The 21,686-nt window shown below is 68.8% G+C and carries 22 protein-coding genes and 2 pseudogenes; 4 read left to right on the top strand and 20 right to left on the bottom strand.

Annotation, left to right across the window (positions count from 1 at the left end):
- The 9 genes and pseudogenes from KDH83_RS19595 to fliF all read right to left on the bottom strand — a co-directional run.
- Positions 1-211 (bottom strand): annotated as a pseudogene (locus KDH83_RS19595) (flagellar motor switch protein FliN); the annotation flags it as partial.
- Positions 204-1,211 (bottom strand): flagellar motor switch protein FliM, encoded by a 1,008-nt coding sequence (gene fliM / locus KDH83_RS19590; protein ID WP_212318950.1) that lies wholly within the window; start codon positions 1,209-1,211, stop codon positions 204-206. The gene fliM and the pseudogene KDH83_RS19595, both read right to left, overlap by 8 nt.
- 2 nt (positions 1,212-1,213) lie before the next feature.
- Positions 1,214-1,843, bottom strand: a complete 630-nt coding sequence (gene fliL, locus KDH83_RS19585; protein WP_212318948.1) for a flagellar basal body-associated protein FliL — start codon at positions 1,841-1,843, stop codon at positions 1,214-1,216.
- Positions 1,844-2,012: 169 nt separating this feature from the next.
- Positions 2,013-3,374 (bottom strand): flagellar hook-length control protein FliK, encoded by a 1,362-nt coding sequence (locus tag KDH83_RS19580; protein ID WP_212318946.1) that lies wholly within the window; start codon positions 3,372-3,374, stop codon positions 2,013-2,015.
- A 24-nt stretch (positions 3,375-3,398) separates the two neighbouring features.
- A complete protein-coding gene (gene fliJ, locus KDH83_RS19575; RefSeq protein WP_212318944.1) occupies positions 3,399-3,848 on the bottom strand; it encodes a flagellar export protein FliJ in 450 nt (149 codons plus the stop codon).
- Positions 3,841-5,292, bottom strand: a complete 1,452-nt coding sequence (gene fliI, locus KDH83_RS19570) for a flagellar protein export ATPase FliI (protein ID WP_212318942.1) — start codon at positions 5,290-5,292, stop codon at positions 3,841-3,843. The genes fliJ and fliI overlap by 8 nt, the downstream gene beginning before the upstream one ends.
- Entirely contained in the window at positions 5,289-6,053 is a 765-nt protein-coding gene (gene fliH / locus KDH83_RS19565; RefSeq protein WP_212318940.1) for a flagellar assembly protein FliH, read from the bottom strand. The genes fliI and fliH overlap by 4 nt, the downstream gene beginning before the upstream one ends.
- Positions 6,046-7,059: a flagellar motor switch protein FliG gene (gene fliG / locus KDH83_RS19560; protein ID WP_103274044.1), complete on the bottom strand. Its 1,014-nt coding sequence runs from the start codon at positions 7,057-7,059 to the stop codon at positions 6,046-6,048. The genes fliH and fliG overlap by 8 nt, the downstream gene beginning before the upstream one ends.
- Complete coding sequence (gene fliF / locus KDH83_RS19555; RefSeq protein ID WP_212318938.1) at positions 7,049-8,716, bottom strand: flagellar basal-body MS-ring/collar protein FliF; 1,668 nt, start codon at positions 8,714-8,716, stop codon at positions 7,049-7,051. Before fliF ends, fliG begins: the two co-directional genes overlap by 11 nt.
- Before the next feature lie 344 nt (positions 8,717-9,060).
- Here fliF and fliE point away from each other — a divergent pair, with 344 nt between their 5' ends.
- Positions 9,061-9,393 carry a flagellar hook-basal body complex protein FliE gene (gene fliE / locus KDH83_RS19550; RefSeq protein ID WP_103274046.1) on the top strand — a complete coding sequence of 111 codons (333 nt, stop codon included), beginning with the start codon at positions 9,061-9,063 and terminating at the stop codon, positions 9,391-9,393.
- 262 nt (positions 9,394-9,655) lie between these two features.
- Here fliE and KDH83_RS19545 read toward each other — a convergent pair whose 3' ends face one another.
- The 7 genes from KDH83_RS19545 to KDH83_RS19515 form a co-directional block, all read right to left on the bottom strand.
- A complete protein-coding gene (locus KDH83_RS19545) occupies positions 9,656-10,459 on the bottom strand; it encodes a flagellar brake protein (protein WP_212318936.1) in 804 nt (267 codons plus the stop codon).
- Positions 10,460-10,471: 12 nt separating this feature from the next.
- Entirely contained in the window at positions 10,472-10,810 is a 339-nt protein-coding gene (locus KDH83_RS19540; protein WP_212318933.1) for an EscU/YscU/HrcU family type III secretion system export apparatus switch protein, read from the bottom strand.
- A complete protein-coding gene (locus KDH83_RS19535; protein ID WP_212318931.1) occupies positions 10,810-12,171 on the bottom strand; it encodes a flagellar hook-length control protein FliK in 1,362 nt (453 codons plus the stop codon). The genes KDH83_RS19540 and KDH83_RS19535 overlap by 1 nt, the downstream gene beginning before the upstream one ends.
- Positions 12,168-12,521, bottom strand: coding sequence for a flagellar protein FliT (locus KDH83_RS19530; RefSeq protein WP_212318929.1), 354 nt, complete (start codon positions 12,519-12,521; stop codon positions 12,168-12,170). The genes KDH83_RS19535 and KDH83_RS19530 overlap by 4 nt, the downstream gene beginning before the upstream one ends.
- A gap of 47 nt (positions 12,522-12,568) precedes the next feature.
- Positions 12,569-12,997: a flagellar export chaperone FliS gene (fliS, locus tag KDH83_RS19525; RefSeq protein ID WP_212318927.1), complete on the bottom strand. Its 429-nt coding sequence runs from the start codon at positions 12,995-12,997 to the stop codon at positions 12,569-12,571.
- An 18-nt stretch (positions 12,998-13,015) separates the two neighbouring features.
- Complete coding sequence (fliD, locus tag KDH83_RS19520) at positions 13,016-14,410, bottom strand: flagellar filament capping protein FliD (RefSeq protein ID WP_212318925.1); 1,395 nt, start codon at positions 14,408-14,410, stop codon at positions 13,016-13,018.
- A gap of 144 nt (positions 14,411-14,554) precedes the next feature.
- Positions 14,555-14,932, bottom strand: a complete 378-nt coding sequence (locus KDH83_RS19515; protein ID WP_212318923.1) for a flagellar protein FlaG — start codon at positions 14,930-14,932, stop codon at positions 14,555-14,557.
- Between the two features lie 145 nt (positions 14,933-15,077).
- On the opposite strand from KDH83_RS19515, the gene KDH83_RS19510 reads away from it, so the two are divergent.
- Entirely contained in the window at positions 15,078-15,815 is a 738-nt protein-coding gene (locus KDH83_RS19510) for an IclR family transcriptional regulator (RefSeq protein ID WP_212318920.1), read from the top strand.
- 63 nt (positions 15,816-15,878) lie between these two features.
- Here KDH83_RS19510 and KDH83_RS19505 read toward each other — a convergent pair whose 3' ends face one another.
- The 4 genes from KDH83_RS19505 to KDH83_RS19490 form a co-directional block, all read right to left on the bottom strand.
- On the bottom strand, positions 15,879-17,045 hold the full coding sequence (locus KDH83_RS19505; protein WP_212318918.1) for an acyl-CoA dehydrogenase family protein: 1,167 nt from the start codon (positions 17,043-17,045) through the stop codon (positions 15,879-15,881).
- Positions 17,035-18,291 (bottom strand): CoA transferase, encoded by a 1,257-nt coding sequence (locus tag KDH83_RS19500; RefSeq protein WP_212318916.1) that lies wholly within the window; start codon positions 18,289-18,291, stop codon positions 17,035-17,037. Before KDH83_RS19500 ends, KDH83_RS19505 begins: the two co-directional genes overlap by 11 nt.
- Complete coding sequence (locus tag KDH83_RS19495; protein ID WP_212318914.1) at positions 18,288-19,259, bottom strand: tripartite tricarboxylate transporter substrate binding protein; 972 nt, start codon at positions 19,257-19,259, stop codon at positions 18,288-18,290. Before KDH83_RS19495 ends, KDH83_RS19500 begins: the two co-directional genes overlap by 4 nt.
- Positions 19,260-19,325: 66 nt before the next feature.
- Entirely contained in the window at positions 19,326-19,751 is a 426-nt protein-coding gene (locus KDH83_RS19490) for a cupin domain-containing protein (RefSeq protein WP_212318911.1), read from the bottom strand.
- Positions 19,752-19,914: 163 nt separating this feature from the next.
- Between KDH83_RS19490 and folC the strand changes: the two genes are divergently transcribed.
- Together folC and KDH83_RS19480 are read left to right on the top strand one after the other, a co-directional pair.
- Entirely contained in the window at positions 19,915-21,225 is a 1,311-nt protein-coding gene (gene folC / locus KDH83_RS19485; protein WP_212318909.1) for a bifunctional tetrahydrofolate synthase/dihydrofolate synthase, read from the top strand.
- A 99-nt stretch (positions 21,226-21,324) separates the two neighbouring features.
- Positions 21,325-21,686 (top strand): annotated as a pseudogene (locus KDH83_RS19480) (SPOR domain-containing protein); the annotation flags it as partial.

The raw sequence follows: 21,686 nt of genomic DNA, 5'->3' as shown, positions 1-21,686 counted from the left end.
GAGCGGGGGCCGGCGCGGGCGCAGGGGCGGCAGCGGCGGCGGGCGCCGCGGCGGTCTGTTCGGCCATGGCGGCGGCCCAATCGTCCTGCGGTTCCTGCGGCTTCAGGCCGTCGGCCTGGGTGGGCGGATTGGCGCGGGATTGTTCGGCGAGCGCGTCGGCCCAGTCGTCGGCCGGGGACGAGCCAGTGCCGGGCTCGTTCTTGTCAGTCATGGTCGGGGGCCTCGTTTGAATCGGAATCGTGAGTAAACATGTTGTGCACGCGCAGGGCGTACTGGCCGTTGAAGACGCCGTAGCCGCATTCCATCAGCGGCACGCCGTCGACGCTGGCGATGATGGTCTGGGGCACGTCCACCGGAAGCACATCGCCCACCTTCAGGCGCATCAGCTCGCGGATGCTGGACGGAATGCGGGCGAATTCGGCGACCACGTCGATGTCGGCGCTGCGCACCTGGCGCGACAGCTGCTGGGCCCAGCGCTGGTCCACTTCCTCCAGCGCGGTTTCCTGCAGCGGGCGCGTCAACAGGTCGCGCACCGGCTCGATCATGGAATAGGGCAGGCAGATGTTCAGATCGCCGCCGGTGGCGCCGAACTCGATATGGAACGAGCTCACGACCACGACTTCGTTGCTGCCGGTGATGCTGGCGAACTTGGTGTGCATCTCCGAGCGCACGTACTCGAACTCGATCGGATAGACCGGATCCCAGGACTTGCCGTAGCTTTCCAGCGTCAGGTTGAGCAGGCGCTGGATGATGCGCTGTTCGGTGGTGGTGAAGTCACGGCCCTCGACGCGCGTGTGGTAGCGGCCATCGCCGCCGAACAGGCTGTCGATGACCAGGAACACCAGGTTCGGGTCATAGGTGAAGAGCGCGGTGCCGCGCAGCGGCTTCATCTGAATCATGTTCAGATTGCTGGGCACGGGCAGGTTGCGCTCGAAGTCCGCGTACTTCTGGATCTTGATCGAGCCGACGGTGATGTCCGCGCTGCGGCGCATGAAGTTCAGCAGCACGTGGCGCATCTGGCGAGCGAAACGCTCGTTGATCAGCTCCAGCGTCTGCATGCGGCGGCGCACGACCCGGTCCGGAGAACTCAGGTCATAGGCCCGCGCGCCGTCGATGGCGCCCGCGGTTTCCTTTTTGCTGTCGCTCTCGCCGGTTACGCCGGCCAGCAGCGCATCGACTTCATCCTGCGAAAGAAACGCCTCGTAGGCCATGCTTATTGCACCACGAACGCCGTGAACAGCACGTCGGTGACGTACTGGCCGTCAGGCAGCGGCGAGAACGGACGGTTGACGGCCTGCTTGATCGCGTTGGCCATGTCGGTCTTGCCTTGCGAGGTCTGCACGGCGGTCGGCGACTGCGACGACAGCACCATGAGGATGCGGCTGCGGACCTCGGGCATGTACTTTTCCAGGCGGGTGCGGGTCTGCTCGTCGTTGACGCGCAGCGTCAGGCCCACGTGCATGATGCGCTCGGTGTCGGCGTTCTGCAGCGTGACCGTGAACGCCTCGATGGGCACGAAGATCGGCGCGGGCACGGCGACCGGCGTGGTCGGCGGGGCGACGAAGGTGGGCGGCTGCGGGGGCTGGCCCGGCGCGCCAGGTGCGCCCGGCGTGCCGGGTGCGCCAACCTGGCCCGGATTCTGGCCGACGGCGAGCGACACGTTGGCGCCATTGGGCGGCGGCTGCATGCGTTGCGTGATGAACCAGGTCGCGCCGGCGCTGGCCGCCGCGACCAGCAGCAGGACCAGGACACCGAGCACGGGACGGAGGATGCGGCCCAGGCCGCCAGAGCGGGAGGGAAGCGTGCCGCGCGCCGGCATGGTGGAAGGTTTTGAAGTCGCCATCTTGGTGTCGATGCGTGTTTGCCGCTAATGAAAACGGACTCTCAGTGGATGAAAGCATTCTGCCCGAAATCGCGCGCCGGTTTGGGAGCGAAAAACAGGGCGAAAGCCGCGTATCTCAAGCTATTGCTGCACTGCGCGCGGCCCCGGCGGGGCCGCGCGCCAGCCGGGATTACGCGAAGGTGTCGACCAGCGCGTTGGCGTTGCGGGGCGAGGCCGCCGCGGGACGCGAGGCATCGGCCACCACGTCGCCCGCGCCGCCCGTCAGGCCGCTGCCCTGGCGCTGCGAACCGCCGCCCTGGTTCTGGGCGAACTGCTGCTGGGCGGCCTGCTCGCCCACGCTGGTCTGGCCCAGCGAGATGCCGGCCTGCGCCAGCGCCTGCTGCAATTGCGGCAGGGCGGTTTCAATGGCCTGGCGCACGGAGGCGTGCGCCGACACGAAAGAGGCGCTGGCCACGCCGTCGGCCAGGTTCAGGCTGACGCGCAGCGGGCCCAGGTCCGGCGGATCCAGGCGCAGCTCGGCGGTCTGCACGCCGTGGCGCGCGCTGTTGCTCATCACGACCAGTTGCTGGCCCAGGTCCGTGCCCCAGTGGGTGGCGCCGACCGGGGTGGCGACCTGCAGGGCGACCGGCGGCTGACCGATGCCGGCGGGGTTGAACACGGGCAGGGGCTGCTGGCGCTGGGCCGCGACGGCCAGCGATTGCGCCAGATGGTCCTGCGCGCCGGCGGCGTGCTGCGGCAGCTGGAACGTCTGCGTAGCGGCCGGCTGCGGCGCGGATTCTTCTTCGTGGCGAGCGGGCTGTTGAGCCCCGGCCTGGGACGCTTGCGCGGCTTCGACGGCGGTGCGCGGCGCGGGGCGCGGCAGCGCGTTGTCGGCGACCAGGCGCGGCGCCTCGGCGGCGGGCGCGATGGTCTTGATGTCGGCGGTCACGGCGGCGGACTGGCTGCCGGGCTTGGCGGCGGCGGTGACCACGGGCACGGCGAGTTCCGCGTCGCGGGCATCGCGGGCGGCGGCGGCCTGAGCCTGTTGCGCCGTCAGCGGCACGGGCGCGCGCGGCGTCGGCGTGACCTCGTTGGCGTTCAGCGCGTTGACCAGCACGGCGGCGGTGCCGCTGGCGGCGGTCACGGCGGCCTGCGCGGCGCCACGGGCGTTCTGCACCTGCTCGGCGGCCTGGGCGGCGATCTCCAGCGCCTGCTGCGGCAGCAGGGCCTGCGGCACGGGCTGCTGCGCGGCGGCGACCGCCATCGCGCCGGCCTCGGCCTGGGCGGCCTTCTCGACAGCCTCGTCGATGGCGCCGGACGCGGCGTTCTCGGCATTGCCTTCCGCGCTGCCGCCGGTCTTGCCGGGCGCGGGTTCCTTGGCGCCGTTGCCGGCCGGGCGGGCGTCATTCGATTGAGTCGGACGCTGCTGGGCCAGCACTTCGGAGAAGCTGGGGCCCTTGTTGTCGGACTGGGAAGACTTGGCGCCAAAGGCGTCGGCCGGCGAAACCGGCGCGGACGGGGCGATGGCGGGCAGGGGCAGGGGAGCGTTCATCTTGGGCTTCCTGTGGTATGTCGCTTAATGCATGCCGGTCTGGCGCTGGACCAGGCGGGCTGAGTATTCGTCGTTCAGGCGCTGTTCGCGGCGCGATTCAGCGACGGCTTCGGCGCGCTGCGCGCGTTGCGCCAGCGCATCGTAGGAATTGAGCTTGCGCTTTTCCTGCTGGTAGTAGAGCCGGCCCTTGTTCAGGTTCTCGTCGGCCTGCTGCAGCACGCCCTGTTGCTGGGCGATGGCGTCGTCCAGCGTGCCGATGAAGCGCTGGTAATTGTGGCAGTCGCTGGCCGACATGCCGGAGGTCATGGCCTGTTGCAGCCGTTCCAGGTAGTCATGGCGGTAGTCCTGCAGCATGCCGAGCTGGCGTTCGGCGTTGGTGCGTTCGGCGCTGAGACGGCCGAGCAGGCGCGCGGCTTCGTCCGTGCTCTCCTTGGCCAGATTGGTCAGCATGTCCAGGGGAAGTTGGCTAGGCATAGGTGTCCCTCAACTCGAAACTGGCCTGCAATTGGTTGACCGCGTCCTGGTAGCCGACGTTCTCGCCGATATCCTGTTGCAGGAAGGCTTCCAGGCGCGGGTAACGGGCGATGGCATCGTCCAGCTGCGGATCGTTGCCGGCCACGTAGGCGCCGACGGCGATCAGGTCGCGGTTGCGCTGGTAGCGCGACAGCGTCTGCTTGAAGCGGCGCACGACCGAGAACTGCTGCGGCGTGATCAGCGACGTCATGGCCCGGGAAATCGACGCTTCGATGTCGATCGCGGGGTAGTGGCCGGCTTCGGCCAGGTGGCGTGACAGCACGACGTGGCCGTCGAGAATGGCGCGGGCCGAGTCGGCGATCGGATCCTGCTGGTCGTCGCCTTCGGCCAGCACGGTATAGAAAGCGGTGATCGAGCCGGCCTTGCCGTTCGGGCCGGGCGCGCCCATGCCGGTGCGTTCCACCAGGCTGGGCAGCTTGGCGAAGACCGAGGGCGGATAGCCCTTGGTGGCGGGCGGCTCGCCGATGGCCAGCGCGATCTCGCGCTGCGCCATGGCGTAGCGGGTCAGCGAGTCCATGATCAGCAGCACGTCCAGGCCCTGGTCGCGGAAGTGTTCGGCCAGGCGCGTGGCATAGGCCGCGCCTTGCAGGCGCAGCAGGGCCGACACGTCGGCCGGCGCGGCCACCACGACCGAGCGCGCCAGGCCTTCGGGGCCCAGGTTGTGCTCGATGAATTCCTTCACTTCGCGGCCGCGCTCGCCGATCAGCCCGACGACGATGACGTCGGCCTTGGTGTAGCGGGCCATCATGCCCAGCAGCACGCTCTTGCCCACGCCGGAGCCGGCGAACAGGCCCATGCGCTGGCCTCGGCCAACCGTCAGCAGGCCGTTGATCGCGCGCACGCCGGTGTCCAGCACCGTGTCGATCGGCGCGCGCGACAGGGGATTGATCGGCTGGGCGGACAGCGGCGCCAGTTGGGCGCCGGTCAGCGGACCCAGTCCATCCAAAGGGCGGCCGGCGCCGTCCAGCACGCGCCCGAGCAGGGCGTTGCCCACGGGCAGGTGGCGGCCCAGCTGGGGCTTGGCGTTGCCGTTCAGTTCGGCCTTGCTGGGCAGCGGAATCTGGCGCTGCACGGGCGGTTCGCCGGGCACCACGCGGGCGCCGGGCGGCAGGCCGGAAATGTCGGCCTGCGGCATCAGGTACAGTGTGTGGCCGTCGAAGCCCACGACCTCGGCGTCGGCCCAGTGGTCATGGCCGCGCGCGATTTCGATGCGGGCGGCGGCCCCCACCGGCAGGCGCAGGCCGGTGGCGTGCAGCACCAGGCCGGTGGCGCGGGTGATGCGGCCGCTGACCAGCCAGGGCTCGGTCGAGGCGGCGCGGATCGAGCCGATCTCCAGCTGGGTCTGCCAGCGGTCGATGACCGGCACGGCCGGCTGGGCGCTCATGGCGTCGCCTCCGCTCCCTGGGCGCTTTCTTCCCAGGACGTGTTGCGGCCCAGCGAGGCGGCCACGCGGCGCCAGCGCGTCTGCAGCGTGGCGTCGATGTCGCCATAGGGCGTTTCGGCGCGGCAGCCGCCGCGCACGACCGATTCGTCGGCCAGGACGCGCCAGTGGCCTTCCTTCAGCTCGTCGGCCAGGTGCAGGCGGATCAGTTCGATGTCCTGCGGATTGGCCCACAGCCGCATCTGGCCGCCGGCGCTGGGATTGATGTGCAGCACTTCGCGCACGGCGTGCACGACGGCTTCGGGTTGCTCCGCCAGGGTGTTGCGGATCACCTGCTGGGCGATGTCCAGCGCCAGCGTCAGCAGGCTTTGGCCCATGCGCTCTTCCAGCGCGCCGATCGAGGCGGCGCAGGATTCGGCCAGCGCGTGCAGGCGGGCGGCTTCCTCGGCGCCCTGTTCGCGCGCCAGGGCCAAGCCCTCGGCGTAGCCGGCCTCGCGGCCCTCGGCATGGCCGACTTCGCGGCCTTCGGCGCGGCCGGCTTCGTGGCCGGCGGCGTGGCCTTGTCCGTAGCCGTCCTGGCGGCCTTCGGCCACGGCTTGCGCGCGCAGCTGGGCCAGCACGACTTCGGGGTCCGGACCGGGATCGGGTTCCGGTTCGGGCGCGACCTCGACGGGCGGCGGCTCGTCGAACGACAGCATCTGCCAGCGCCGCCATGCGGCGCTGCGCGAGAGCAGGGTCGTCGAGCCGTTGTCCGCGTCAGACATACGCGTCGTCTCCCGAATTGCCCAGCACGATCTGGCCGCTCTCGGCCAGGCGGCGGGCGATCTGCAGGATCTTCTTCTGCTCGGCCTCGACCTTGGACATGCGGATCGGGCCTTGCGCTTCCAGGTCCTCGCGCAGCATCTCGGCGGCGCGGCTGGACATGTTGCGCAGGAACTTGGCGCGCAGCTCTTCCTGGGCGCCCTTGAGCGCGACCATGAGCGTGTCGTTGTCGATTTCCTTGAGGATGAGCTGGATGGCGCGGTCCTCGACGTCGAGCAGGTTGTCGAACACGAACATCTCGTCGATGATCTTCTGCGCCAGGTCGGCATCGCGCTCGCGCAGGCTGGCGACCACGGTTTCCTCTTCGGTCGAGTTCATCATGTTGAGGATCTCGGCCGCGGTGCGCACACCGCCCATCTTGCTGCGCTTGGCGCCCTGGCCGGCCAGCACCGAATTGAGCACGTCGGTCAGTTCGGACAGCGCGGCCGGCTGCACGCCGCCGAAGGTGGCGATGCGCAGCATCACATCGTTGCGCAGGCGGTCGGTCAAGAGCGCCAGCACGCCGGCGGCGCGGTCGCGCTCCAGGTGCACCAGGATGGTGGCGATGATCTGCGGGTGCTCGTCGCCGATCAGCTCGGCCACGGTGTGCGGATCCAGCCAGTTCAGCGCGTCGATGCCGCTGCCGCCTTCGCCGGCTTCCAGGATGTCCTCGATCAGGCCGGCGGCGCGGTCGCTGCCCAGGGCCTTGGTGAGCACGGTGCGGATGTAGTCGTCCGAGCCCAGCGTGACGGCCATGAACTGGTCGGCTTCCTGGCGGAACTCTTCCAGCACGACGGCCACGTCATTGCGCGTGACCTGCTTCAGGCTGGCCATCGCGGCGCCGACCTGCTGGACTTCGCGCGCGGTCAGGTACTTGAAGACCTCGGCCGCGGCGTCCTCGCCCAGCGACATCATCAGGACGGCGCTGCGGGTCATGCCGTCCATGGGTTTGGCGGAATCATTTTTCATCTTTGCTCATCCAGGTGCGCAGGACCATGGCGACGGCACGCGGATCCTTGTTCGCCATCGTGCGGGCGCGTTCCAGGTTGTCCTCGTAGCGCGTGGTTTCCTTGGCGCGGGCGGTTTCCTGGGCCTCGCGCTGGGCTTCGATGCGTTCGGATTCAGCCACTTCCGGATCAACCGGCGGGTACAGGTAGTCGGTGACCTGGCGACGCACCTTGCGGTACAGCCAGAAGGCCACGATCAAGCCCAGCAGCCAGGCCATGATGGTCTTGAACAGGGCGATCATTTCCGGATCGCGCCACATCGGCAGGGCGGGCGGACCGTCGTTGAACTGGCTGTTGACCAGGTTGAGCGAGTCGCCGCGGCCTTCGGAATAGCCCATGGCCTCGCGGACCAGGTTGGTCAGCTTGTTCAGTTCCTCGGGCGGCAGCGGCTTGAGGTCGCCGTCCTTGTCGCGGATGTAGTTCACCACCACGGCCACCGACAGGCGCTTGAGCGCGCCGACCGGCTGCTTGACGTGGCTGATGGTGCGGTCCACTTCGTAATTGGTGGTGGCGTCGCGGCGCTCGTTCAGGCTGGCGGAGGCGGCCTGCGCGCCGGTCTGCTGCTGGGCGCCTTGCTGCTGTTGCTGCTGCGGCGTCTGGCCGGGACGGGCCGGCGGCTGCTGCGGATTGGTGATGGGCGCCTGGGCGTTGCCGGGCGGCTGGTTCGACAGGGCGCCGGGCACGCCCTGCGCCGGGCCGACGCCGCGCTGGGTGGCGTCGCTGGTCTGCTGGCTGCGGATCGCGCCCTGGCCGGGTTCCTGGTTGGGGCGGTAGACCTCGGAGGTTTCCTCGCGGCGCGCGAAGTCCATCTCGGCGCTGGCCTGGGCGTGCACGTTGCCGGGGCCGACCAGGGGATTCAGGATCGTCAGGATGCGTTCGACGGTGCGCTGTTCCATCTCGCGCACGAAGCGCAGCTGGTCGGCGTCCATGCCGCGGCCTTCGCCCAGCGGGGCCGACAGCAGGCGTCCGTTCTGGTCGACGACGGAGACGTTCTCGGCGGTCAGTTCCGGCACGCTGGAAGCGACCAGCCAGGAGATGGCGGACACCTGGGCATCGCTCAGGCTGCGGCCGGGATACAGGTTCAGCAGCACCGAGGCGGTGGGCGCCTGGCGCTCGCGCACGAACAGCGACTGGCGCGGCATGGCCAGGTGCACGCGGGCGTGCTGCACGGTGTGCATGGATTCGATCGAACGGGCCAGCTCGCCTTCCAGGCCGCGCTGGTAGTTGATCTGTTCGGCGAACTGGCTGGCGCCGAAACGGGCGTTGTCCATCAGCTCGAAGCCGACCGAGCCGCCGCGCGGCAGTCCCTGCGAGGCCAACTGCAGCCGGGCGTCATAGACGCGGTCGGCCGGAACCAGCAGGGCGGTGCCGTTCTCGTTGTAGCGGTAGGGCACGTTCATCTGCCCCAGCGCCGTCACGATGGCGCCGCCGTCGCGGTCCTCCAGGTTCGAGAACAGGACCTTGTACTTGGGCTCGCTGCTCCACATGACCGCGGCCACGATCAGCGCGACCACGGCCGCCGCGGCGCCCAGCAGGACGGGCTTGGGCAGCGCGCGGACTTTTTCCAGCACGGGGAACTTCGCCAGCAAAGACGAGCTCAGAGTGGCCTGCTGATTCATTTGCGGCCCCCGCTGGCTGCGCGGAGCTGGGAAAAGGACTTCATGTTCGGGTAGGGCAGATTACACATGCAACGTGCTTCTGGTCTGGGGTGAGCGTGGATTATTGCCGCAGGGGGCGCAATCCCAATCGTCGAAAACAGCGGTTTTTTGGCGTTACTTATCTCCTATGTCGCCCGGGGCCGCGCAAGGCCGGACACAGGGCGGCCGCCAGCCCGCCGTAAGCGGCGCCGGATTGGGGGAAATATCGGGTTTTTTGGCGGTTCTTGTCGGCTATGAGGGGCGCCGATCCCGGTTACGCTGCCTGCAGATTCGGCATTACGCCCCACCTGCAAGGAAACATGGCAATGGCGGTAACAGGTTTGTCCGGCATCGAAAGCATGCTGTCCCAGATGCGCGAGGTCGTCAGCAAGGCGGAATCCGGCCTGTCGGTCGGCGCCGCGCCGCTGGCCCAGCCCGACGGTTTCGCCGCCGAGCTGCAACGCTCGATCCGCCGCGTCACGGCTGCTCAGAACGCGGCCAGCGCCCAGGCCAAGGCCTTCGAACTTGGCGCGCCCGACGTCTCGCTCAACGACGTGATGGTCGATATGCAGAAGGCCAGCATCGGCTTCTCGACGGCGATACAGGTGCGCAACAAGCTGGTCGCCGCCTACAAGGAAATCTCGTCGATGGCCGTCTAAGGCCACGAGACGAAAACGCAGCATGAAGGGGCGCTACAGAGCGCCCCTTTGGCGTTGGCGCGCACACTACGCCAGGCCAGATTTTCCCTATGTCATGTGTCGCATGTCCCTGACGCAGGCAGTGCGCCAAACACGCTGCGCCCCAAAAACACGGCTCACGGCATTAGCAAATCGCCCCAGGACCGGGGCAGCGCGGAGCCGGCTTTGCCGGTCCGCAGCTGCGCCCCCCTGGGGGGGAAGCGCGCAGCGCTTCGGGGGGGGTCTAGTCCCTATTGCCCTTTTCCAGGCGCCAGACCACCTGCTGCAGCCAGTTCTCCTGGCGCGCGTCCAGGTTCAGGAAGATGGCGCCCAGGTGGCTGACCGGCGGCTCGCCCGTCAGCGACACGTGGCGCGGCGCGGGGTCGTCCGGGTCTGCTCCGGGCACGATCATGGGCTGCCCGGATACCGGATAGACGTTGCGCACTTCCAGGTTGGCGACCAGCCTGCCGAGGTCGCCGAAATCCATCTGCACGCCTTCCAGCACCTCGCCGCGCTGGGGAAGTTCGGGCGCGGCCAGGCCGACGCGCAGGCCGACGCCGTCGACCGAGATGTCGCGCACCGTGAAGGCGAGCGGCTTGGTCTGGGTCTCGGGGAGCCAGGTGGCCTGGCAGCGGCTGGCGCTGGCGATCAGCGAGGCGCGGAACATCTTGCGTCGCTGGATCCGCGCCAGGCGGTCGGGGAAGGGCGACATCAGGGCCGCGCTGCCGTCGTCGAAATGGATCACTTCGGGCCGCTGCACGCGGAAGCGGATCTGCACGCCCCCATAGGCCGTGGCGTGGAAGTGGAAGGTGGTGCCGCTGAGCAGGCCCATGCTGTCGGACTGTTCGAAGTCCGCGCCGGCATAGTCGCGCGGCCGCCAGAAGAACTGGCGCGTGTGCTTGTCCGCCCCCAGGATGAGCACGGCGATCTCGCGGTCGGCGGCGTCGCGCACCAGGATGTGGCTGTCGGGGTGGGTGAGCTCGAACAGCGCGGAACGCATGTCTTCCGGCCGGGTGAGCAAGAATTCCGGATCGCTGGCGTCCAACACGGTGGAGATTCCTTAGATAGAGAGATCGGGCGGCGCGGCGTCGTCGGGAAGCTCGCGCGATTCCAGGCGATACAGCCAGGCCAGCAATTCTGCCACCGCAACGTAGAGTTGGGGAGGAATATGCGCGTCCAGGTCCACCTGCATCAGCAGGCCAACGAGCTCGCGCGACTCGTGCACGTACAGGCCGTTTTCCTCGGCGGTGCGGACGATGGTGTCGGCGAGCTGGCCGTAGCCCTTGGCGACGACGCGCGGCGCGCCGTCCGCTTCATCGTAGGACAGGGCGACGGCGGCGTTGCGGCCTGCGTTGGGCGAGGCGGCGTAGCCGTCCTCGGGGCGTTGCGGGTTTGCCATCAGAAATCAGTCGGAATGATGGGGCGCGGGTCGACCACGTTGACCGTCATGTGGCTCAGCGTCAAGCCTGCGGCCAGCAGGCGCGAACGCAGCTGGTCGGACGATTCGTCGATCAGGGCGGCGCTGTGCGGCGCGATCAGCTGCAGCACGATCTGGTCGCCGGCCAGGTTCAGGCGCGCGTCCACCAGGCCCAGCCGGGGCAGGTCGAGCTTGAGGCGGGTGGCCCAGGTCGGAACGGCCGATTCGGGATCGCCGCCGTAGGGGTCGCGCTGCACTTCCCAGTCCATCGGCGTGCCGGGCCAGGCTTCCCCGCGCCAGGCCAGCGCCTGGTTGGCCAGCACGTCGAGCTGCTGGCGCACCAGCGCGTTCAGGTCCTGGTGGATGCCGTTGATCGGCGCGCCGGGCGTGGGCGCATTGGATCCGCCGGAAGCGGGCGCGGGCGCGTCCGCGCCGCCGGCGCCGCGGCTGGCGGGCGCTTCGGCCCGTGCGCGCGTGGCGGCGGCGCCATGCTGTTGCTGCTGGGCGTCTGCCTGCTTGAGGTCGGCCTGCGGTTCCTTGCGCAATTCGGACGGGTTGGCGCGGCCGAAGGCCAGATCGGCCAGGTGTGATTCGTAGAACAGGCCGCTGGTCTGCAGGGCTTCGCGCAGGGCCTGGCCCAGGGCGCGGGCGGCCGGACCCTGCGTGGCCAGCGCGGCGCGCGCGGCGGCGGCCGGGTCCTGGACGGGTGGCGCGCCGTCGGCGGCGCCGGCCTGGCCGGGCGTCTTGCCGGCGGCGGCTGCGGGGTCGCCGGCGATCGCGTTCAGGACCGTCGCCACATTGGCGGCGCTGTTCGCGGCAGTGGCCTGGGGCTGTCCGGCGGGAGCGTTGGCATGCGGCGCCGCGGGCTGGCCGCCGGGTGCCGGCTGTGCGGCGGGCTGCCCGGCCGCTGCGCCGGGCTGGCGGCCGGCCGATGCGTCGGGCGTCCACAGCGGCGCGCGCCCTTGCACGGGCGGCGCGGCTTCAGGGTACTGCGCCAGCAGCGAGAGAATCGCGCGGGCGGTGCGTCCCAGCGTGGTGGGCGCGGAAGCGGTGGTGTCGTTGCTGGTGACCAGGCCGCGCGCGGCCAGGGCCAGCGCGGCGGCGGTCTTGGCGTCGACGATGGCGGCGCGTTCACCGCGCGCGCCGCCGGTCTGGACGCCCTGGCGGGGGTCGCGCGGCGAGCCGTCGGCCTGGCCGGGCTTTTCCAGGCTGCCGGGCTGGCTGACCGCATCCGGGCGCGCGCCGGAAACCTGATTGGCGGAGGCGGCGGACATCGTCGTGCCGAGCACGGCGTCCAGCCGCTGCACCAGGACGTTGCCCAGCGCGGCGGGACCTACGCTCATGTTTCAGGCGCCTGGTAGCCGTAGGCCGAGAGCAGGGTCTGCTGGCGCTTCATCCTGCCCAGCAGCTCGCCCAGGCGGGCCAGTTGGGGAATCGCCAGGTCGCGGGTCAGCGCATCGTTTTCCAGGATGCGGACCAGCAGGTCGTACTTCATCGCGCGGCCGGCGTCGTCCAGCGGCATGGACGGCTCGCTGTGCCGCAGGCGCTCCACCAGCTCGCAGTATTGCTGCCCGTGCACCATGGCCGTGTCCCAATCGCCAGCCTGGGCGGCGGTAAGCATTTCGCCGGTAATAACGGCTATCTCCTGGTAATGCTCCAGGATAGGGGAGGAGATATGGGTAAGGGACGTCATGGAAATCTCGGGCGGGCGCTGGCTGGCTAGGTTCGTTTTGCGGGCCATCACGGCGACACGCTGCCTGCCGGCTGGTCGATGGATGTCTGCCAAGCCTCGGCCAGATCGGCCAGCAGCCGGTCTGCGATGTCGAGTTGCTCGGTGTCCGACTTCAAGTTCGCCGTCAGCAGTGTGCGGACGATGTAGTCATAGAGGCGGGAAAGATTGGCGGCGACATCGCCGCCGGCCTCCATGTTCAACCCGGTCTTCAAGCCTTCGTCGACAATCTTGATCGCTTTCGAGATCGCCGCGCCGCGTTCCGCGACCCGGCCTTCCTGCAGATGGATGCGAGCCTGCCCGATCGCCGCCCGGGCGCCGTTGAACAACAGGGTGATCAGCCGCTCGGGGGTAGCGCTCATCACCTGGGTTTCCAGGCCGATATCGGCGTAGGAGCGGACAGAGTGAGAGCCTGTCGGGCGGCGGGCGGCGTAAGTCATCAGTGCATCTTCTACGGGTTACTTGGACGATTTGTTCATCGCCGCGAACTGTTGGGTCAGGTAGGCGCCGGTGGAGTTCATCTGGGCGACCATCTTGTCCAGCGCGATGAAGCGGGTGCGCATGGCGGCCAGCTCCGCGTCGTTGGCTTGCTTGACGCGGGCTTGCTGGTTGCCGAGGTCGGTGATGGTCTTGTTCAGGCCGTCGGTGCGATTCTTGAGCGAGCCGTTGCTGCCCAGCACGTCCTTGACGGCGGCGTCGAACTTCTTGGCCAGGCCGTCCTTGCCGTTGAGCAGCGTGCTCGCGTCGGCCGGGTTTTCCTTCAGCGCCTTGTCCAGCTTGACGTTGTCCAGCTTGAGCTGGCGCGTCAGGGGATCGGTGGTGATGCCCAGGTCGGCCAGCGACTTGACGTTGCCCGAGCCCAGCGCGCCGCTCAGCACGCTGGAAACGGCGGACTGGATCGAACGGGTGGTGCCGTCGCCGGTCAGCGGGCTGGCCTTCTTGGTGTCGTCCGGTTCCTTGGGGTTGTACGCGGTCAGGCCCTTGATCGTGGTCTGCAGCGCGTTGTAGGTCTTGACGAAATCCTGCACCGCCTTGGTGGCGACCGAGACGTCGGCTTCCAGCTTGAGCAGGATGGGCTTGCCGTCCGGCGTGGTGTCCGTCAGGTTCAGCGTGACGCCGTCGATGACCTTGGACACGTTGTTCGAGCCGCTCTTGACCGGCAGGCCGTTGATGACGAGTTCGGCGTCCTTGGCCTTGGTCTCGGTCATGCCGCTGGTGGTGCCGCCGGCGGTGCTGAAGCCCAGGATGTTCTTGAGCGACTGGTCGCCGGTGACGGTGATGTTCTTCACCGCGGCCTGCACGCCGGTGTCCTTGGCGGTCAGCATCAGGTAGTTGTTGCCGTTGCCATCGTTCAGCACAGTAGCGCGCACGCCCGCCTTGTCGTCGGCGTTGATGGCCTTGACGATGCCGTTGAGCGAGGTGTCGCCCTTCAGATCGATGGTGCGCTTGGTGCCGTCGGTCAGCTCGATCTCGAAGGTGCCGGTGTCGCCGTTCTTGGCGGTCCGGTCGGCCACGGCGCCGGAGCGCAGGCCCTGCGCGACGGCCAGGTTCTTCACTTCGATCGTGTACTGGCCCGCGACGGCGCCGTCGCCGACGGTGGCGGTCAGGGCGTTGCCGCCGGTGACGCTGCCCATCATGGCGGCCATGGTCTCCGGCTTGCCCAGCGTGGCGGCGGACTTCTGCACCGCTTCCAGCGCGCTTTGCAGCTGGCTGTAGGCGTTGATGCGCGCCTGATAGCTCGTCGCTCGCGTGGTGTAGCGCTGGAGGTCCTTGTCGTTGGCTGCCGCCAGATCCGTCAGGATCTTTTCCAGGGGCAGGCCGGAGACCGAACCAAGGTTGGTAATGGAGGCCATGTGAGATTCCTTCCTAGCGATATGATTCTGTCAAAGATTGGAGGTCAGCGATCGGCCGGGTAAGGGCATAAGGCTGGCTTAATTCGGTCTTTCCGTCCGCGCGCGCGGGCTTCAAGGCATTCTCTGAAAAATATTGGGTGCGCATCAAACCGAGGTTTTGATGCCATTTCCCTGCATGTTGACGATCATTTTGGCGATCTTGATAACAGCTTCGCTCGGGATGGTCCGCAGGACCTTGCCCGATTCGGAGTCGACCACGGACACCACGATCTGATGCACGTCGGGGTCGACCTCGAACTGCAGTTGGGTGGACCAGGCTTTCATCTGGTCGTTGATTTCGTCGAGTGCGCGTTCCAGCGGCAGCTTCTGCGAATCCGACTGTTCGGACGTAGCGCTGTCCGAGCCGCCGCTATGGGCTGAGGCGGCGGCAGGCGCAACGGTGACGGATGGGTCCGGGACGACGGGCGCAGGCGCTACCGCCACGGGGGCATACGAGGCGGGGGCTAAGGGGGATACGGCCATGATCACTCCAGCGGCGGTGCGGGCGTCTCGGAGGAACGCGCTGTTATCAGGAAATTCTCAGTTACCATAACGGCACGCTCAGGGGCGAACTTTAGCGCCATCTGAAACAAGATATTTCTCACGTTCCAGGGTTGTGGACAGGGCAATGAGTGTCAAGACGGCGCTGCGCGTCATCGAAATCATCGAAACCTATGCCCGCGAGAAGCGCGCCTTGCCCCTGTCGGAGCTCGCCCGGCTGCTCGATGTGCCGGTGTCCAGCTGCCTGGCGCTGATCCGCACGCTGACCGGGCTGGGCTATCTCTATGAGACCGGACGGCGCCAGGGGTACTACCCCACGGGGCGCCTGCTGGCGATGGCGCAGCGCATCGCCCATGCCGATCCTGTCCTGGACCGGGTTTATCCCAGCCTGGTGGAATTACGGGACGCAACCAGGGAAACCGTGGTCTTCGCCAAGCTGAGCCAGGACGCGCGGGTGGTCTACCTGGACGTGCTGGATTCCCCGCACACCATCCGCTACGCGCCCGTCGCCGGCGAATTCAAGAGCATCCACGCCAATTCCCTGGGCAAGGCGTTGATTTCACTGCTGGACGGGCCGGCGCGCATGGCCATGCTGGCCGGCGTGGAGATGACCCGCTACAACGAGCGGACGCTGACGACGCCGGCGCAGGTGGAAGAGGATATCGGGCTGTCGCGCCAGCGCGGCTGGTTCATGAACAACGGCGAGTCCATCGCGGATGTGGGGGCGATCGCCTGGCCGCTGACCCTGTCGGGCGAGCACTACGCCATTTCGGTCGGCGGGCCGATCTACCGCATCGAACCCAGGCAGGCGGAATACGCCAGCATCCTGCGCTCGGCCTGCGCCGGGCTGGAGCGGCAGGCCTGAGGGCGGCCGGCAGCGAGCGCAAACCCCGCCGGACGGCCCGTCCTGTCGCGCCACGCGACGCGCTCAATAGGATTTGGGCAGTCCCAGCACCTTCTCGGCGATGAAGCACAGGATCAGCTGCGGGCTGACTGGCGCGATGCGCGGAATGAAGCTTTCGCGCAGTAGCCGTTCCACGTGGTACTCCTTGGCATAGCCCATGCCGCCCAGCGTCATGACGGCGGTCTGGCAGGCGTTGTAGCCGGCTTCGGCGGCCAGGTACTTGGCCGAGTTCGCGGCGGGGCCGCAGGGCTTGCCGGCGTCGTACAGGCTGGCCGCCTTGAACACCATCAGGTCGGCCGCTTCCAGCTGCATCCAGGCCTGGGCCAGCGGATGCTGCACGCCCTGGTTCTGGCCGATCGGACGGCCGAACACCACGCGCTCGCCGGCATAGCGCACCGCGCGCTCCAGCGCGGCGCGGCCGATGCCCACGGCCTCGGCCGCGATCAGGATGCGTTCCGGGTTCAGGCCGTGCAGGATGTACTCGAAGCCGCGGCCTTCCTCGCCGACCCGGTCGGCCACGGGGATGCGCAGCCCGTCGATGAACAGCATGTTCGAGTCCACGGCCTTGCGGCCCATTTTCTCGATTTCCCGGACTTCCACCTTGGACCGGTCCAGGTCCGTATAGAACAGCGACAGGCCCTGGGTGGGCTTGTCCACCTCCGACAGCGGGGTGGTGCGCGCCAGCAGCAGCATCTTGTGCGCCACCTGGGCCGTCGAGATCCAGATCTTGCGGCCGTGGACCACGTACTCGTCGCCCTGGCGCACGGCCCGCGTGCCCAGCTTGGTCGTGTCCAGGCCGGCATCCGGCTCGGTCACGGCGAAGCAGGCCTTTTCACGGCCGGCGATCAGGGGCGGCAGCCAGCGGCGGCGTTGCGCGTCGTCACCGAACACCACCACCGGATTCAGTCCGAAGATGTTCATGTGGACGGCCGACGCGCCGGCAAAGCCCGCGCCGGACGCGGCGATGGTCTGCATCATCAGCGCGGCCTCGGTCATGCCCAGGCCGGCGCCGCCGTATTCCTGCGGCATGGCGATGCCGAGCCAGCCGTCGCGGGCCAGGTCGGCGTGCAGCGGCTCGGGAAAGCCGCCTTCGCGGTCGCGCTCCAGCCAGTATTCGTCTGGATAGCGTTCACAGATGCGGGAGACGGCGGCGCGCAGCGCCTCCTGGTCGGGCGTGAATTCAAAGTCCATCTGGCTTTCCTGTGGGTTCCGGGGAGTCGGTAGAGCGGGCTGCGCCGCGCGCGAACAGGGCGTCGATGGCGGCGTCGTCGTAACCGGCCTCCGCCAGCAGTTCGCGGCTGTGCTGGCCCAGCGCGGGGGCCGGGCGGCGGATGGCGGTGGGCGTGCCGGCGTAGCGGCCCAGCGGCGCGGGCGTGCGCAGGCGGCCCTCGGTGGGGTGGTCCTGTTCGCGGATGAAGCCGGTGGCGGCCAGGTGCTCGTCATCCAGCAGGTCTTCGATGGCATGCAGGCGGGCCGCCGGAATGTCGGCGCGCGCCAGGTCGGCCAGCCAGTCGTCCGTGGCGCGCTGGCGGACGACATCGGCGACGAAGGCGTAGACCTCGCCGATGTGCGCGGCGCGCGCGCCGTGGCCGCGAAAGCGCGGATCGTCGGCCAGTTCCGGCCGGCCGATCAGGGCGAAGAAGTTGTGCCAGTGCTTGTCGTTGTAGATCAGCAGGCACAGGTAGCCGTCGGCCGTGGCGTAGGGGCGGCGGTGCGGCGCGAGCAGCCTGGCGTAGCCGACCGGGCCCAGCGGCGGATCGAACGTCGCGCCGCCCAGGTGGTCGCCCAGCGTCATGTGCGCCATGCCCTCGAACATGGGAATCTCGACCTGCTGCCCGCGTCCGCTGGCGCGGGCATGCAGCACGGCCGACACCAGCGCGATGGCGGCATGCAGTCCGACGGCGCGATCCGCCAGGGTCAGTGGCGCGTAGCGCGGCACGTCGCCGCTCTGCTGCGCGTACAGCGCCGCGATGCCGGTCTGTCCCTGGATCAGGTCGTCGTAGGCGGGCCGTCCGGCGTAGGGGCCCTGCTCGCTGAATCCATAGGCGCCCAGGTAGACGATGCGCGGATTGCGTGCAGCCACCGCTTCATAGGACAGGCCCAGCCGGGCCATGGCCTGGGGGCGGATGTTGTAGAGCAGGGCGTCGCAGCCCTCGGCCAGCCGAAGGCAGGCCTCGCGGCCCTCGGGCGTCTTCAAGTCCAGCGCGATCGAGCGCTTGTTGCGGTTCAGGTGCAGGTGCAGATGACCCATGCCGGGATTGCGCATGGGGCCGACCGCGCGCAGGTTGTCGCCGGCGGGCGATTCGACCTTGACCACGTCCGCGCCCAGGTCGCCCAGCACCTGGGTGGCGTAGGGGCCCATGACGACCGAGCTGAGATCCAGGATGCGCACGCCGGCCAGCGGGCCGGTGGCGGGAAAGCCGGGTTGCGGGCTCATTGCTGCTCGATCCCGGCGTCGCGGATCAGCTTGCCCCAGAGATCGCGCTGCTCGCCCACGAAGCGGGCGAAGTCCTGCGGCGTGCCCGAGAACGCGTCGAAGCCCAGCGCGGCCAGGCGCTGGCGGGTCTCGGGTTTGGCGACGACCTGGTTGATCGCCGCGTTGAGCCGGGCGACGACCTCGGGCGGCAGTCCGGCCGGGCCGAAGTAACCGTTCCATGAGTTCAGGTCGAAATCCGGCACGCCGGATTCGGCCATGGAAGGCAGGTCGGGGACGATGGCGCTGCGCTGCGCGGTGGACACCGCCAGCGCGCGCAGCTGGCCGGACTGCACGAAGGGCAGGCCGGAGGCCAGGTCGGTGAACATGAAGTCCACCTGTCCGCCGACCACGTCGGTCAGGCCTTGCGGCGTGCCTTTATAGGGCACGTGCAGGATGTCGATATTGGCGCGGCGGGCCAGCGTGGCGCCGGCCACGATGCCGGTGCTGTTGCCGCTGGCGTAGGTGATGCGCCCGGGGCGCTGGCGCGCGTCGGCGACCAGGTCGGCGACCGTCTTCCAGGGCCGCTTGGGGTTGGCGACCAGGATGAAGGGCAGGTTGCCGCCGCGCGCGATGGGGGTGAAGTCCTTCACCGGGTCGTAGGGCACGTTCTTCATCAGCCAGGGCGCCGCCGAGTGCGAGGTATTGGTGGTGACGAAAATCGTGTAGCCGTCGGGACGGGCGCGCGCCACCAGGCTGGCGGCGATGGTGGCGTTGGCGCCGGGCTTGTTCTCGACGATGACCTGCTGGCCCAGGATGGACGAGAGTTCGTTGCCGAAGATGCGCCCGACCGCGTCGGTGCCGGAACCGGCGGGGAAGGGCACGATCAGCGTGATGGGTTTGGCGGGATAGTCCGCGGCGCGGACCGCGGCCGCGGGCAGCAGGGCCGCGCCGGCAAGCAGCGCGGCGCCCAGCAGGCGCGATGGTTTCATGGCTTGTCTCCTTGGTGGAATGGCGCGGGCGGCTTCTGCGGTCGCCACGGCCGGCGGGGCGCCGCGTCAGGCGGCGGGGGGCGTCGGGAAGCCGCGTATCACGCGGTCCGGCGATTCTTCATAGGGTGGGGTGTAGATCACCAGCAGCCGGGCGGGCTGGTCGCTGGTCACGGTGAAGACGTGCGGCACGTCCGGCGGGAAATAGCAGCAGTCGCCCGCCGCCATGTCGGCCCATTCGTCCGCCACCTGCGCCCGCGCGGTGCCGGACAGCAGGTAGCAGACCTGTTCGATGCTGGGATGCGCATGCGGCAGGGCGCCCTTGCCCTTTTCGATCACGCCCAGCAGCACTTCCACGTGGCGCGAGCCGACGGTGTCCGGGCCGATCAGGCGCCGGTTGAGCGTGCCGGTGTGGTTGGCTGGGTGGTAGCCGGGCACGTCGGCCTCGCGGACCAGCCAGGCGGGGGTGGGTTTCGCTGTCGTATCCAGACTCATGTATGCTCCATGAAATTCTCATCCATGAATTTATTTTCATGTATGAGAAAAATATCGGCAAGGAATTTTGCATGCGATTCCTGGCCGTCCAAGGGGGGATTAGGGAAAACGCCGGTCCCGCGCTGATAGAATCGCGTGTTGCGTTCCTCTCTGCCGTCCGTCCATGTCTCCTGTCCAAAAGCCCGCGCCCGCCGCCACCCTGTCCGACTGGCTGCGCTATCTGGAATCCATCCATGCCACGGCCATCGACATGGGCCTGGAGCGGGTGCGCGAAGTGGCCGATCGGCTGGGGCTGGCACTGTCCGGCGTCAAGTTCGTGGTCGGCGGCACCAACGGCAAGGGATCCACCTGCGCCATGCTGGAGGCCATCCTGCTGGCCGCGGGCTACAAGGTCGGGCTGTACACCTCGCCCCATCTCATCGATTTCAACGAGCGTGCCCGCGTCAACGGCCAGATTGCCACCGACGAGGCGCTGATCGAGCAGTTCCAGGCGGTTGAAGCCGCCCGGGGCGACACCTCGCTGACCTATTTCGAGTTCACTACCCTGGCCATCCTGCGCCTGTTCTCGCAATCGCGCCTGGACGCCGTGGTGCTGGAAGTCGGCCTGGGTGGCCGGCTGGACGCGGTCAACATCGTCGACGCTGACTGTTCGATCGTCACCAGCGTGGACCTGGATCACATGGACTGGCTGGGCGACACGCGCGAGAAGATCGGCTTCGAGAAGGCGCATATCTATCGCTCGGGCAAGCCCGCCATCTGCAGCGATCCGTCGCCGCCGCAGTCGCTGCTGGACCATGCCGCCGCCATCGGCGCCGACCTGTGGCTGTTCAGCCGCGATTTCAATTACTCGGGCGATCGCCAGCAATGGGCCTACGGCGGGCGCGAACAGCGCCGCAGCGCGCTGGCCTATCCCGCGCTGCGCGGCGCCAACCAGCTGCTCAACGCCTCGGCGGCGCTGGCCGCGCTGGAATCGGTGCGCGATTTGCTGCCCGTGCCGCAGCAGGCCGTGCGCATGGGGCTGCTGCAGGCTTCGCTGCCCGGCCGTTTCCAGATCCTGCCCGGCCAGCCCGCCGTCATCCTGGACGTGGCGCACAATCCCCACGCCGCCGCGGTGCTGGCGCAGAACCTGGACAACATGGGTTTCCATCCGTACACCCACGCGGTCTTCGGCATGCTGAACGACAAGGACCTGGCGGGCGTCGTCGCCAAGCTGGGCTCGCGCGTCGACCATTGGTATTGCGCCGGCCTGCCGGGCCCGCGCGGCGCCAGCGGCGAAGACCTGGCGCGGCAGGCCGGCCAGGCCCTGCCGGCCGCGCCCGCGGGCGGTGAAACCCCCAGCGTGCAGGCCTACGCCGATCCCGCCGCCGCCTTCGCCGCGGCGCGCGAACGGGCTGCCGAGAATGATAGAATCGTGGTGTTCGGGTCGTTTCTCACCGTGGCCTCGGTTTTGCAGGCCCTGGGTCGCAAGGCATAGGCAAGAGCGCGGGCAATCGGGGCTAGATTCGGTTCATCGGCAAGGTGGCGGCAAGCCGCCGCGTCGTCCGCCGAAAGGCGCCGCAAGGAATTCTCTTCCATGGGTTTTTTCAAACGCAAAGATCCTGCCGACCAGGCGCAGTCCTCCAAACGGGCGGCCGTGCCCAGCGAAGTGCAGGCGGCGGAGTTGCGCGGCCGCGCGCGGCGCAGGCTGGCAGGCGCGATCGCGCTGGTCCTGGCGGCCGTCATCGTGCTGCCCATGGTGCTCGATTCCCAGCCGGTTCCGGTTGCGGACAACATCCCCATCAAGGTGCCGGAACGCAACACGCCGTTCCAGCCCCAGGTAAGCGAGCCGCAGGTAGCGCCGCCCGTTGCGTCCGCGCAGGGCTCGGGCCAGGCGCCTGGCGCCGCGCCAGCGGATCCCGCTGGCTCCATCCCCACGCCGCCGCCGGTGGTCTCGGT

This window comes from Achromobacter sp. Marseille-Q0513, from assembly GCF_018195695.1.
GTDB lineage: Bacteria > Pseudomonadota > Gammaproteobacteria > Burkholderiales > Burkholderiaceae_B > Achromobacter.
Note: the sequence above shows the minus strand (reverse complement) of the source record. Positions and strands in the feature narration are given on the sequence as shown.

Excerpts from the sequence above, each read along its gene's own strand:
- fliM (WP_212318950.1), bottom strand. The coding sequence starts at position 1,211 with ATGGCCTACGAGGCGTTTCTTTCGCAGGATGAAGTCGATGCGCTGCTG.
- fliL (WP_212318948.1), bottom strand. The coding sequence starts at position 1,843 with ATGGCGACTTCAAAACCTTCCACCATGCCGGCGCGCGGCACGCTTCCC.
- KDH83_RS19580 (WP_212318946.1), bottom strand. The coding sequence starts at position 3,374 with ATGAACGCTCCCCTGCCCCTGCCCGCCATCGCCCCGTCCGCGCCGGTT.
- fliJ (WP_212318944.1), bottom strand. The coding sequence starts at position 3,848 with ATGCCTAGCCAACTTCCCCTGGACATGCTGACCAATCTGGCCAAGGAG.
- fliI (WP_212318942.1), bottom strand. The coding sequence starts at position 5,292 with ATGAGCGCCCAGCCGGCCGTGCCGGTCATCGACCGCTGGCAGACCCAG.
- fliH (WP_212318940.1), bottom strand. The coding sequence starts at position 6,053 with ATGTCTGACGCGGACAACGGCTCGACGACCCTGCTCTCGCGCAGCGCC.
- fliG (WP_103274044.1), bottom strand. The coding sequence starts at position 7,059 with ATGAAAAATGATTCCGCCAAACCCATGGACGGCATGACCCGCAGCGCC.
- fliF (WP_212318938.1), bottom strand. The coding sequence starts at position 8,716 with ATGAATCAGCAGGCCACTCTGAGCTCGTCTTTGCTGGCGAAGTTCCCC.
- fliE (WP_103274046.1), top strand. The coding sequence starts at position 9,061 with ATGGCGGTAACAGGTTTGTCCGGCATCGAAAGCATGCTGTCCCAGATG.
- KDH83_RS19540 (WP_212318933.1), bottom strand. The coding sequence starts at position 10,810 with ATGGCAAACCCGCAACGCCCCGAGGACGGCTACGCCGCCTCGCCCAAC.
- KDH83_RS19535 (WP_212318931.1), bottom strand. The coding sequence starts at position 12,171 with ATGAGCGTAGGTCCCGCCGCGCTGGGCAACGTCCTGGTGCAGCGGCTG.
- KDH83_RS19530 (WP_212318929.1), bottom strand. The coding sequence starts at position 12,521 with ATGACGTCCCTTACCCATATCTCCTCCCCTATCCTGGAGCATTACCAG.
- fliS (WP_212318927.1), bottom strand. The coding sequence starts at position 12,997 with ATGACTTACGCCGCCCGCCGCCCGACAGGCTCTCACTCTGTCCGCTCC.
- fliD (WP_212318925.1), bottom strand. The coding sequence starts at position 14,410 with ATGGCCTCCATTACCAACCTTGGTTCGGTCTCCGGCCTGCCCCTGGAA.
- KDH83_RS19515 (WP_212318923.1), bottom strand. The coding sequence starts at position 14,932 with ATGGCCGTATCCCCCTTAGCCCCCGCCTCGTATGCCCCCGTGGCGGTA.
- KDH83_RS19510 (WP_212318920.1), top strand. The coding sequence starts at position 15,078 with ATGAGTGTCAAGACGGCGCTGCGCGTCATCGAAATCATCGAAACCTAT.
- KDH83_RS19505 (WP_212318918.1), bottom strand. The coding sequence starts at position 17,045 with ATGGACTTTGAATTCACGCCCGACCAGGAGGCGCTGCGCGCCGCCGTC.
- KDH83_RS19500 (WP_212318916.1), bottom strand. The coding sequence starts at position 18,291 with ATGAGCCCGCAACCCGGCTTTCCCGCCACCGGCCCGCTGGCCGGCGTG.
- KDH83_RS19495 (WP_212318914.1), bottom strand. The coding sequence starts at position 19,259 with ATGAAACCATCGCGCCTGCTGGGCGCCGCGCTGCTTGCCGGCGCGGCC.
- KDH83_RS19490 (WP_212318911.1), bottom strand. The coding sequence starts at position 19,751 with ATGAGTCTGGATACGACAGCGAAACCCACCCCCGCCTGGCTGGTCCGC.
- folC (WP_212318909.1), top strand. The coding sequence starts at position 19,915 with ATGTCTCCTGTCCAAAAGCCCGCGCCCGCCGCCACCCTGTCCGACTGG.